The sequence below is a fragment of the Streptomyces sp. NPDC055013 genome (genome assembly GCF_053608645.1).
The window spans coordinates 49,861-61,597 of the sequence record NZ_JBSGVW010000011.1 but is presented as its reverse complement, the minus strand read 5'-3'; the positions used below and the strand labels follow the sequence as shown (position 1 = coordinate 61,597).

Genomic DNA, 11,737 nt, shown 5'->3' with positions numbered 1-11,737 from the left:
GCTGTCCGGGATCCCCGCGACGGGCCAGGGGCACCGATGGCCCACACCATCCATGCGGGTGGCTCACGGTACCCGCTGCACAACACCAGGCGACACAGGGGACACCCAAACCCCAGGTGGTCACCCTGTCATGGACCGGCCCCGCATGGTGGAGCGCTGCGGTGAAGCTCTGTGAAGATGCGGGGGCGGCCGCGCACCTGATGGATCGTGGCCGCGTGGCGCAAGGCATAGTAGGTCCCTGCGCGGGTGCCTGCGCGGCTGAACGGGCCTCGTGAGGCGGCCGAACCGGCCTTGTGAGGCAGCCGAACCGCTCCTGTGGGACCGGCCGAACCGGTCGTACGGCACCGGCCGAACCGGGCTTGTGGGACCGGCCTTTCGAGCGCGACCGAGCATCACCTACGTGCTTGACGCGCTTGAGCACACAACCGCGATCGAATCTCACATCACGATCGAGCATCACAAACGGGAGATACGGGGACCATGGCAAAGCAGCGTCGGGATGAGCTCGCCGCCTACACGTTCGCTCGCAAGCGCACCGTCGCAGCGTTTCTGGCGCCGTCGCCGGGCGGATCCGAAGAGGGCGCGCCGCGTCCCGTTCGTACCGTGATGCCCAGTCTCGCGGTGGGCGTGGTGCTGGTCATCGGCTTCATCGCGTGGGGTGTGATCAAGCCCGCGGCGCCCAAGGGCTGGGACACGCCGGGCGAGTACATCATCGTCGACAGCGACTCCACGACGCGCTACGTCATCCTCAACGACGAGGCGTCCAACGGCGACAAGACGAAGACGCTGCACCCGGTCCTCAACTACGCCTCCGCCAAGCTCCTGCTCGACAAGGGCAAGGGCAGCGTCATCGAGGTCCCCGGCAAGGAGATCGACAAGAGCGGCATCCCGCACGGCGCGACCCTGGGCATCCCGTACGCCCCCGACCGGCTGCCCGCCAAGGGCGACGCCGAGGAGGAGAAGACCTGGGCCGTGTGCGAGCGGCCGGCCCCGGCGTCGGCCGACGCCATCGACCGCGCCGTCTTCGTCCTCGACACCGACGACGCCAAGTCGGTCAACAACGCGGGGAAGGTCGGCACGGGCAAGGCCCTGTACGTCGTCAACTCCAGGACGAAGCAGGAGTACCTGATCGACGGCAAGGGAACCCGCTTCCTGCTGGGCCGCCCGGGCCTCGACCGACCCACGATGGAGAAGCTGCGCGCCGCGGTCATCGGTGGTGAGGCAGAGCCGCAGTCGGTGAGCCAGGAGTGGCTGAGCACCTTCAACGACGGCGGCGTCCTCACCTTCCCGACGGTCCCCGGCGCCGGGAACGACACCGCGGTCCAAGGGCTCCCCGCGGAGGCGAGCACGGTGGGCAGCGTGCTCAAGGCGAACGACGCGGGAGGCGAGCGGTACTACGTCGTCCTCAATGACGAGATCGCGGCCATCACGCCGCTCGTGGCCGACCTGCTCAAGCTGGCGACCGGGGCGGACGCCCGCGAGGACGTCGTGGTCAGCACCTCGGACATCATCGATGCCAACGGCGGCCGGGCGGACACCTTCTACCAGGACAAGGGCTGGCCCCAGACCGTTCTGGCGCAGGCCAACTCCACCGACGCGGCGAGCGGCGAGGCCCGCACCACCTCGTGCAGCGTCTACAAGGGCGGCATCGGCGCGGACAAGAAGCCGGAACTCGCGGCCTGGGCCGGAACGGCGTACCCGAAGAAGGTCGTCGCCGACTCGCTGGGCGCCTACGTCTCGTCCGGCTCGGGCCTCCTCTTCAAGGAGGTCAAGGTTACGGCGGCCGGCGGCGGCGCGGTGTACCTGCTGACGGACACGGGCCTGCGGTACTCCCTGCCGACGAACAACGACAGCGGTGCGAAGGGAAGCGGCAGCGGTTCCGCTGCGTCGGCCGCGAGCGGGGCGTCGCAGGGCGATGCGAGCGAGACGGACAAGGCGCGGACGCGGCTGGGCTACGAGGACGTCTCCGCCAACATGGCGGTCGTGCCGCAGACGTGGGCGACGTTCATCCCGAAGGGGCCGATGCTGGACACGGGGAGCGCGGCGCAGCCGCAGAGTCAGTGACGTGAGGGTGGTCGTGCCTTGGGGCCCGGGGGGGCACTGTCCCGCGGCCCCGGGCGGCGCCCCGAGCGGGCGATCTGCCAACGGGCAAGCGGGCGACAGCACTTGAGAGTAAGACGGCGTGACGGTCACGAGATGATCGCCCAAGTGTGTGAGCCGTGTAACTGATTGGTCTTGCCTGTGGTTGAGTGACAGGCTGACGATAGAGTGTTTGCAGCGCTCAAGCGTGCGAAGCTCGTCCGGGTACCCGCGTTGGTTCCCGGATAACGACGACATGGGGGAAGGTTCATCATGGCCGGCCAGTTCCGGGTAACAGAGGACGAACTCACCAAGCTCTCCGGCGACATCAGCACCGCGAACGGTCAGCTGCAGGGCGAGATCCGCCGCCTCAACGGAGTGATCGACCAGATCGCCGGCGGCTGGAAGGGCCAGGCGGCCCAGTCCTACCGCCAGCTGCAGGATCGTTGGAACGCGGACGCGAAGAGGATGAGCGACATCCTCAACGACATCAAGGAAGCCGTGGACTCCACGCGGAGCAACTACTCCGCCTCGGAAGAGCAGCAGAACGCGGAGATCAGCAAGATCATGTCCGACTTCGGCTGATAGAGCCGTCCCAATCGGTACATCTCTGCTGTTCCTGTTGTTCCTGCTGTTCAAGGCTCCACAGATTTCCTCCGATTCTTCCTGAAAGGGAATGACGATGTCGATCCTCGTCAATTACGCAACCATCACCAATGCGTCCACCGACGTGAAGTCCACCGCCGGTCGCATCAAGCAGCAGCTCGACGACCTCGAGGCCGCGGTCAAGCGTGTCGCCAGCACCTGGGAAGGTGAGGCGCAGGAGGGCTACCAGCGCAAGCAGCGCGAATGGGACAAGACCGCCCAGGACCTGCACGCGACCCTGCTGAAGATCTCGACGGCCCTGCAGAGCGCCGCCGAGAACTACCAGGCCACTGAGAAGAGCAACGCCGGCACCTGGGGCTGAGCCCGCAGGCGACCCGAGGGATTTGAGATGAGGGAAATCGGCCCAGCCGACGCCACGGCGTCCGCTGGGCCGACCTCTGCTTCGGGGTCGTGCACAGCTTCTCCGGAACCGGACGGATCCGCTTCGGATGAGCACACAGCAAATCCCGCGAACCTTCACACTCACCGCAACACCCGTGACACACACATGACCCAGCTTCGAAGGAAGCAAGGAAGCCCTGGGGGCCTGAACATGAGGGGCCTGAACGTGGCGGGCCGCACAGCCCGCACGCGTAGCCGCACCAGTGGAACCCGCGCACTGCAGCGGGTTTTCGGCGTGCTCGCGGTGACGGGGATCTGCGTGGCGTCCGCGCCGCCCGCCCTGTCGGCACCGCCGGACACGACGACGCCCACCAGCCTCGCGGACTCAGGAGGGCCCGGCTCCTCCGACGCCCCTGAGTTCGGCCTCTCGGCCAGCACGGAATGCGACTTCGGCGGCAACGTCATCAAGTCCACGCCCTGGTCGCTGCAGCGGATCCTTTTGGACCAGCTGTGGGAGGAGGAGGTGACTGGCAAGGACGTCAAGGTCGCGGTGATCGACACGGGCGTCGACAAACGCAACCCTCAGTTGAGCAGCGCCGTGGTCGGCGGCAAGTCCTACGTCGGCGGTCGCTCGGACGGTGCCCAGGACATAGAAGGCCACGGCACCCGGGTGGCAGGCATCATCGCGGCCCGTCCACTCAAGGGCACGGGCTTCGTGGGCATCGCCCCGGGCGCCGAGGTCCTCTCCTACCGCTACACGGGTGGGGAGGGGGAGAAGGGCCAGGGCGACTCGGGGACCATGTCCAAAGCGATCAGAGACGCGGTCGCCGCGGGCGCGAAGATCATCAACATCTCCTCGGACACCGCGAACAAGAAGGACAACGAGGGCCTACGGCTTGCCGTGGCGGATGCCGTAAGCAAGGGCGCCCTCATCATCGCCGCCGCCGGCAACGACGGCGGCGACGGCAAGTCCGCCAATACGTACCCTGCCTCGTACGACGGCGTCCTTGCGGTGGCCGCCTCCGATCGCAACGACGAACGCGCCTTCTTCTCACAGGCGGGCGACTTCGTGGACGTAGCGGCCCCAGGCGTCGGCATGGTCTCCACGGTCCCCGAGGGCGGCCAATGCACCGCAGACGGCACAAGCTTCGCGGCGCCGTACGTCGCCGGCGTCGCGGCCCTCCTGAAGCAGAAGCACCCGGAGTGGAAGGCGGCCCAGATCGCCACGCGCATCGAGGAGACCGCACAGCGTCCGGGGCGCGGGCCCAACCGCTACATCGGGTGGGGCGTCGTCGATCCGGTCGCCGCGCTGTCCGATGTCTCCACGCCGGGTATGACCCCGACGCCGGACCCGCCGGTGACGGCCGGCGGGGGTGGGGTCGTTCCCATGGCCGTGACCATGGGGGAGAGCGAGGCGGAACGGGAGCGCCGGACAGCTATTTATGTGCTGGGTACGGGACTTGCTCTGGCGCTTGTGGTTGCGGGGAGCGGGGTTGCTGTGCGGGACTGGCGTAGTAAGAGGGTTGGACGAGCTGGACGCGTCCGGCGGGCTGGACGGTCGGGTTAGCCGAGCCGGTTGGGCGAGATGAGCGATGAATTGGGCGCCGTGTGGGCGCTGACAACTTAAGGAACAGGGGAGAGGACAACGGGGTATGAGTAACGGTATGCGGGTTGATCTGAGCGAGCTGGATGAAGTCATCCGGAAGCTCTGGCGGTTGCTGGACGACATGGACAAGGCCGGCACCACGTCGAAGTACGACACGGCAATTCCAGAACATGCCTTCGGTCAGACTTCTGGGGAAGTTCGGTTCGAGGAGGCCGCCAATCTCCACGGGGCTCAGACCGAAATGAAGACCAAGATCGAGGGCATCATCAAGACGCTCCACGGGTTGATCGACGACTTCAGCACGAAAACCTCGAAGGTCCGGGACAGGTACAACAACGAGGAGCACGAGATCAAGAAGGGCGTCGGGGGCGACTCGGGCGGCTCTCCCAAGGGCAAGCTGGCGTAGACGAACTAGTCGAGTTCCGGAAAGCACTGACGAGGGGAGTTGGCTGTGGCCGATTCTGTGCAAGATTACAAGGCAAGTCAGCAGGTCGCAGAGAACCAGGAAAAGCAGCGGCACGAAGACCAGCGGAACAACCATGACCGCCTCATTGAGTCGGACAAGGTCTCGCGTAATAGCGTGCCCTTCAACCGAGCGACCGAGAATGGCAAGACGCCCTTCATCGAGTACTCGGTCAATGGCTTGCGCAAGATGATCATGGATTCTAACCCCGGGAAGATCTCGGAGGTTGGAACCCACTGGAAGATGGTCCACAACATCCTGTCCGGTGGCGACGGTGACGGCGCGTCCGGCGGGGTGGACGAGGTCTCCGCGAAGGACAGCGTCGCGGGCATGTTGAAGGCGGCTGTCGATACCGTCCTCGAGCACTGGGAAGGCGAAGCGGCCCAAGCCTTCAAGCGTCGGGCGGAGAACATCGCTGTCCAGATTCGAAACGGGTCTGCACACGCCAACTTCACGGCGGAGCAACTCTTTGCGATCAGCAAGGACCTCGACGCCGCCAAGGCCAAGATGGCAGACATTCACGAACCGTCCAAGCTTGAGAGCGCGGGCGACAAGATGAATGACAACTCCAACCGCGACGACGCCCAGGCGCACAAGGACCTGGCTGCGGGCGTCAGCGCCGGCACCGTTGCCGAGGCGAACGAGAAGAACTTGTCGCTGGGGATGGAGCGTCGCCTGCAGGCCGTGGCGGTGATGGAGCAGTTGGCGGCCAACTACAAGGTTTATGGGAAGAACCTCAAGAGTGGCGGAACCTATAACGAGAAGGAGGGCGTCACTCCTCCGAGTAATGACGTGACGATGCCGCCTCCAATCACAGCGCCAAGCGGGTCGGTGAGAGGTCCGGGTGCAGCTAGCGCGGGCAATAAGCCTTGGAGCGCAGGTTCCACGAGCAGCATCAAGCCGGCTCCTGCAGTGCCTCGCGATGCAGGCATCACTGGGGGTTCTCAGCTCCCGACCACCAAGACGAACGTGGACAGCATCTCCCCGGGCCTGACGGGGACCGGCCCCAACTCGGGCTCTGTGGGCGTCGGCGGCGGTGGCGGTGGTCTCGGCACCGGCGGAGCGCAGAGCTCCGGCGTCGTGGGTGGCGGAATGTCCGGTCTCGGGGGCGGCGCTGCCGCACGCGGCGGTATCGGCGCTGCAGGCGGTCGTGGTGGTTTGGCTGGCGGTGCGGCAGCAGGCCGCGGTGCCGGAGGCCGAGCCGGTATGGGCGGCATGGGTGGCGGCGGAGCCGGTGCGGCTGGCCGAGGAAGTGCCGGAGCCGGCGGCCGTGGAGCCCTCGCGAAGTCCCGTGGCGGTGTGGTTGGCGCGGCCAAGGGCGTCACTGGCAAGGGGGCCGGTGGCGGTGCAGGCCTGCACGGCAGCCGCGGCGGAACGCAGCGCGGCGCCATGGCGGGCGGAGCCGGCGGTATGGGTGGTCGCGGCCGACGGTCCGAGGAAGAGAACAGCCAGGGCAACCGTCCCGACTACTTGGTTGAGGACGAAGAGACCTGGATCTCGGAAGAGGACCGCAACCGGAACGTACCGCGGACCATCGAGTAAGCACCCAACCGGGCCAGACGGAAAGTCATCGTCTGCCCATACATAAGGGCTGGTGCACCCAGCCGCAGCTGAGTGAGGAGCAAGGAATTGGGTTTCAAACGAGTCTGGTCCACGGCATCAGTCGTGGCGCTGACAGGGGCCTTGCTCCTCACTTCAGCCCCCACTGCCTCAGCGGATTACATCCGCGACAAGCAGTGGGTCATTGACGTCATCGACTTCAAGAAAGTTTGGTCAGAGTCTCAGGGGCAGGGTGTCACTGTTGCAGTCGTCGACACGGGTGTAGACGGTACCCACCCTGACTTGGTCGGCCAGGTCCTTAAGGGGAAAGACGTCACCAGCAGCGGTGAGAATCCTCAGGATGATACGGATGGTCACGGTACTGGGATGGCCAGTATCATCGCAGGCCGCGGACATGGCACAAATAGTACTGCCGGTGTGATTGGTCTTGCCCCAAAGGCAAAGATCCTCCCCATTAAGGCGGCCGATAGTGACGACTTCGATGACGATCAGTGGGCAGAAGGAGTGCGATACGCAGTAGATCAGGGTGCAGACATCATCAACCTGTCATTTGGTGATTCTCTCGCTACTCCTGGTTCTGAGGGCGCCGAAGCGATCAATTACGCGCAGCAGCATGACGTTGTCGTCGTGGCAGCCACGGGGAATGAAGGACAGGCGGGTCTATCCTATCCGTCTAAGTTGCCAGGCGTGGTCGCTGTCGGTGCAGTTGATGAGTCTCTAGCCCTTTGGGAGAATTCCAATTTCGGCGCCGGAGTTACGTTGACAGCTCCCGGCGTCAGTATTGTGGAAGCAGACCCTACCCAGTCCAGCGGCTACGCTGAGGGAACGGGAACATCGGATGCCGCTGCCTACGTCTCCGCCACCGCAGCCCTCGTCCGCGCCAAGTACCCCGACCTCACCGCAGGCCAGGTCATCAACCGCCTGATCAAGTCGGCCACGCTGCTTGACCACGACGTCAAGAAGACGCCTGACGAGGAGTACGGCTACGGCATCATCCGTCCGTACAAGGCGTTGACGATGGACATCCCCAAGGGCCCCAAGCAAGGCCCTCTCGCCCAGGCGTCGCCGTCCACGTCCACGAACTCCGGTGCTGCCTCCAGCGACAACGACAGTACGAGCCAGGCGGCCAAGAAAAAGAAGAAGTCCTCCTCGGGCAGCATCCTCCTCATCGCCGGCATCGCAGCCGCCGTGGTCGTCATCGGCATTGTGGTCGCGGTAATCCGCAGTCGCCGCAACGGAGGCAACGGAGGCCCTGGCTCCGGCGGCGGAACGCCCCCTGCCGGCACGGGCTACCCGCCCCAGCCCTCCACGGGCTATCAGCAGTACCCCGACACGGCTCCCAACCAGGGCTATCCCACGCCTCCGGGGCAGTACCCGCCGCAACAGCCCAACCCCTACGCCCAGCAGCCTCCACACCAGGGGCAGTAGGTCAACTCCCCCGCGGAGAGCCTGTGACTCGGAGCGTTCGGACCCGAAGTCCCAATCCGCTGCTTGCAATCCTTTCCCCTTGGCTGCGCTTTGTTTGTCGATCATGTCCGGCATAGTTTTGTGGCTGACGGCGCTCAACTTGATCGGCACGCATGTGGGTCTCTGGGGCCATGCTGCGTGGGTACCGCGATGGCAATCGAGCTCAGTGGTAATGGCTCAAGCTGCGACGCTGCTGTTCTGTCTCGTCGTAGCCGAGATTCTGCAGTGACCTTGTAGCCCAAGAACGAGAAGGGAGCCTGCTCAGTGGGCGTTGTTGTCCTTGTGGTAGGCGTTGTCGGACTTGGCGCCGTAATCGGCGCGGTCATCGTTTTCGTTGCAGTCCGCAGCCGCCGCAACTCCGATATTGGCCCGATCAGCACTGGCGTCGGAGCTCAGCCCCAGAATATGGACTATCCGCCTCAGCAGCCGATCTACCCAAGCGCCCAGCAACCGTATCCTGCAGCTCCTTATCAGGGATACCCCGCTCCTCCCGGGCAGTCGCCCCAGTTTTCCAACCCCTACACCAACGAATCCTTTAATCCGGGCCAACAGACAGGTCAGTGAAGCATCGTGCGACACGATGTGCTGAACGGGCTGGCGGTACAGGCTACGTCGAGTCCGTTCGCGAGCTTTGCGGGAGTGCGCGGCTATTCCCTCGTCTGCACGATTCACAGATAGCTTGCTTTGTGCTTATTTTCCCCTCCGAGTACGGTCTTTCCAGGCGTCCCATCGTTGGTTCATCGCTGAGGAATGGAGAGTTGTCAGATGTCTGATGGCACCACCTTTTACGATCAGGATGCGGTCAGACAGCTGGCTCGTAAATTCGAACTTCAGGCATATGATCTACGGGCCTATCTCAAGAAGTTCGAGAGCGAGACGGGCGAAGAAGCTATTTCTGATGGCTTCGGCATTCTGACGGAATCCGACGAAGTCAGGTCCGCTTACATCGAATACTCGACGAGTGCTTCTGAGGCCATGAAGTTCGTCCACGAATACCTGGACTCTATCGCGGATGCCTTGAAGAAGATCAACCGCAACACCGAAGTTACAGATGACGGATTGGCAGCCCTCTTCGGTAAGAACGGCGGGGGGAACGAGTGAGTGGGAATGAGACCGGGGCTGAGGAGCTCGTCGAGCTTGGAATCGAGATCGTCAACCCTGGCGGCAGGCCTGATGAGCTCAGGCAGGCGGCGAAGGCCTGGCGTCGGCTCCAAGCTGAAGTAGCCGGCGCAGAGGGCCTCCTTCGAGCCTTGGACAAGGACGTCGAGGCGGTCGTCGGACATACCTGGCGTGGTCCGGCTGCTGATGCTTTCCAAAAGCACTGGCGCGAGTTCAAGACCGCTATCGAGGGTGCTACCGAAGAATACGACGACATCGCCAAGCAGCTCGAACAAGTAGCCGACGAGATCGAGACGGTCAATGAAGAGATCCACGCGATCTATGCTGAGATCGGTGTCTCGGTCGGCGTGGGCCTGGCCCTTTCGTTTGTGACACTCGGCGTTGGAGCTGGTGCCGCGGCGGCGAATGTTGCCCGGCTCGCGGCCCAGGCCATCCGCATCTCTGCGCGTCTCGGGGCGCTTCTTCGACGCATCGCAACGGCTATTCGTGCATATCAACAGGCAGGAAAGCTGGCAAAGCTGGGAACGTCCTTCCTTATCAACTGGGTTGGCAACACGGGCGGCACGCTGATCGGTGCCGGCATTTCTGGGGAAGATGTCGACATCACCGACGCGGTGTGGCAGGGCGGCCTGGCAGCGGCGGTGGGTACTCCTGTCGGTGCAGGAGCGGCCAGCGCCGCTGCAAACCGGCTTGGTGCAAAAGTCATGGGTGAAAACATTGCTGCCGGCGTGGCTGGCAACGTCGCTGGTGGGGCTGCTGTTGATGCGCATACCGCGCTCACAACGGATGAGGATCCTGAGTGGGGCAAGAACGCATTGATCAATGCCGCCGGAGGTCTCATCGGCGGCGTTACGGTGGGAGGGGTCGGACGCTATCGGGACGGCCTCGCCGACCCTGATACCGCGGTCAATCCTGACTTCAATTATCCGTCAGCCAGGCCGGCGGATAGTCCCAGCATGGGGTCTGAAGGTCCAGCGGGTGCAGTGGGGGCGGGCTTGGCTGGGGCGGGTGGTGGACTACTTCCCGAGGAGGAAAAGAAGAGGGAGGCAGCGGACCAGCCGCAGTCCCCATTTGCGCGTCAGCAACGCAGCCTTGAGGAGGACTTCGGATGAGCGGCAAGGCTCGCGCTACCGCGGCATGTTCACTTTCTGTCTTCTTGGGGCTCGCGGCTTCGCTCCTCTGCGTACTGGCTCGTCGATCAATTCCGCTGCCGCGATGGGATCTCATCCTGTCGCTTTCTCTTGCCCTAGCTGGTCTCGTCGCTTGTCTGGCCATAGCCCGTCGAGCGCCTGATTCAGGGTCCGCGCAATTGCGGACGAGCAGGTACTGGTGGCCAAGCCAACGCATGGGTCTACTGGGCTTTGGTATGTGGGCGTGGTTTTTGCCGGCCTTCTTCGTTGTGTCTGCGGCGCTTGTTCCTTCAGATCAGGCCTGGCGGATTGCCGAGGCTGGGCAGACGACTCGATCAGTGGTTGTTGAAGAAGTTCTGAAGTCAGAGCTGGTTCAGAGCGGCAAGACACGTCACTACGCCAACGAGGTTCAAGTATCGGTTCCTTTCGATGCAGGGCCCCGGACTGTTGAAGGCGGTTATTCTTCTCGGTCAGCGGTTGAAGTCGGCGACCTGGTTTATGCTCTCTATTCCCCCTCCTCGCCCGGTCTCGGTGCGCTGGTTGATAGCAGCCGGAGTGACCTTGAGAGGGAAATTGGAGGCCCGGCAAGCATTGTGGAGATCCTCCTGGTCCTCATGTATGTCGGCCTGTTCGGATGGTTCTACTCGCTAATCGGGTTGCGTCCGAGGCCTGGAAAAGCCATAGAAGATTCATTTCAGAAGGGCACCGTTCGCCTTCTTCCTGTCGTTATCGACCAGGTGAAGGTGATGGTGGATGAACGTCCAGCCAAGGGCAGCAAAACCAAACAGCCTAAGCCCTGCCTGCGTGTGGTTCTGGCGGATGGTGGACATTTGAATCTCTATCTGGACCAGGTAATCGATCCAGTGAGCCTGGTTCCGCTTGAGGGGACTCAAGCGGAACTCTACTGGAGGTCACCACAGCAAAGCTTGCCTTATGAGGCGTCAGTAGGTTTCGCTGTTTTGATCTGGAGTGATCGGCGTTGCCTTCCCGGCTGGCTAGAGACGCCCGACGGGTCGGATCTGTCGGATGGGGCGGTCGTCACCAAACTCCCTGACGGCCCAGAATTGCGGGCGATTCATCCTGATCCTGTTAGGGATCCGGCTTTGCATGTCCCCGCCGTTGCGGCAGTGCTGATCGGTGTGTTGGCCTTGCTCGTCGTGTCGCTCGGCGTGGGTAGCTTCGCGACGGTCGTTCTCGGTGCTGTGGCGTTTCTATCACCCTTCGTCGCCAAAAGGACCTACCGAACTCGCCTCACCCGAAAGCTTAATTCCCTCTCGCGGGTTATGACGGATCCAGGGAGCCATAGGAACTGAGAGGACCAGCGCC

10 protein-coding genes are annotated in these 11,737 nt (G+C 63.7%); all 10 read left to right on the top strand.

Annotated elements, in window-relative coordinates; genetic code table 11:
• The first annotated feature begins 480 nt into the window (after positions 1–480).
• On the top strand, positions 481–2,064 hold the full coding sequence (eccB, locus tag ACWGDB_RS16450) for a type VII secretion protein EccB (RefSeq protein ID WP_453823081.1): 1,584 nt from the start codon (positions 481–483) through the stop codon (positions 2,062–2,064).
• Between the two features lie 288 nt (positions 2,065–2,352).
• A complete protein-coding gene (locus ACWGDB_RS16445; RefSeq protein ID WP_328422753.1) occupies positions 2,353–2,664 on the top strand; it encodes a WXG100 family type VII secretion target in 312 nt (103 codons plus the stop codon).
• Positions 2,665–2,755: 91 nt separating this feature from the next.
• Positions 2,756–3,046 (top strand): WXG100 family type VII secretion target, encoded by a 291-nt coding sequence (locus tag ACWGDB_RS16440; protein WP_383607321.1) that lies wholly within the window; start codon positions 2,756–2,758, stop codon positions 3,044–3,046.
• A 246-nt stretch (positions 3,047–3,292) separates the two neighbouring features.
• Positions 3,293–4,633 (top strand): type VII secretion-associated serine protease mycosin, encoded by a 1,341-nt coding sequence (gene mycP, locus ACWGDB_RS16435; RefSeq protein ID WP_453823080.1) that lies wholly within the window; start codon positions 3,293–3,295, stop codon positions 4,631–4,633.
• Between the two features lie 85 nt (positions 4,634–4,718).
• Positions 4,719–5,078, top strand: a complete 360-nt coding sequence (locus ACWGDB_RS16430; RefSeq protein ID WP_453823079.1) for a hypothetical protein — start codon at positions 4,719–4,721, stop codon at positions 5,076–5,078.
• Between the two features lie 45 nt (positions 5,079–5,123).
• The gene (locus ACWGDB_RS16425; RefSeq protein WP_453823078.1) at positions 5,124–6,677 is read left to right on the top strand and encodes a hypothetical protein; all 1,554 of its coding nucleotides are present in this window, start codon (positions 5,124–5,126) and stop codon (positions 6,675–6,677) included.
• Positions 6,678–6,764: 87 nt separating this feature from the next.
• Complete coding sequence (gene mycP / locus ACWGDB_RS16420) at positions 6,765–8,123, top strand: type VII secretion-associated serine protease mycosin (protein ID WP_453823077.1); 1,359 nt, start codon at positions 6,765–6,767, stop codon at positions 8,121–8,123.
• An 804-nt stretch (positions 8,124–8,927) separates the two neighbouring features.
• Positions 8,928–9,263, top strand: coding sequence for a hypothetical protein (locus ACWGDB_RS16415; RefSeq protein ID WP_453823076.1), 336 nt, complete (start codon positions 8,928–8,930; stop codon positions 9,261–9,263).
• The gene (locus tag ACWGDB_RS16410) at positions 9,260–10,393 is read left to right on the top strand and encodes a WXG100 family type VII secretion target (RefSeq protein WP_453823075.1); all 1,134 of its coding nucleotides are present in this window, start codon (positions 9,260–9,262) and stop codon (positions 10,391–10,393) included. Before ACWGDB_RS16415 ends, ACWGDB_RS16410 begins: the two co-directional genes overlap by 4 nt.
• A gap of 233 nt (positions 10,394–10,626) precedes the next feature.
• Positions 10,627–11,724: a hypothetical protein gene (locus tag ACWGDB_RS16405; RefSeq protein WP_453823074.1), complete on the top strand. Its 1,098-nt coding sequence runs from the start codon at positions 10,627–10,629 to the stop codon at positions 11,722–11,724.
• The last annotated feature ends 13 nt before the right edge of the window (positions 11,725–11,737 follow it).

Excerpts from the sequence above, each read along its gene's own strand:
- eccB (WP_453823081.1), top strand. The coding sequence starts at position 481 with ATGGCAAAGCAGCGTCGGGATGAGCTCGCCGCCTACACGTTCGCTCGC.
- ACWGDB_RS16445 (WP_328422753.1), top strand. The coding sequence starts at position 2,353 with ATGGCCGGCCAGTTCCGGGTAACAGAGGACGAACTCACCAAGCTCTCC.
- ACWGDB_RS16440 (WP_383607321.1), top strand. The coding sequence starts at position 2,756 with ATGACGATGTCGATCCTCGTCAATTACGCAACCATCACCAATGCGTCC.
- ACWGDB_RS16430 (WP_453823079.1), top strand. The coding sequence starts at position 4,719 with ATGAGTAACGGTATGCGGGTTGATCTGAGCGAGCTGGATGAAGTCATC.
- ACWGDB_RS16415 (WP_453823076.1), top strand. The coding sequence starts at position 8,928 with ATGTCTGATGGCACCACCTTTTACGATCAGGATGCGGTCAGACAGCTG.
- ACWGDB_RS16405 (WP_453823074.1), top strand. The coding sequence starts at position 10,627 with ATGGGTCTACTGGGCTTTGGTATGTGGGCGTGGTTTTTGCCGGCCTTC.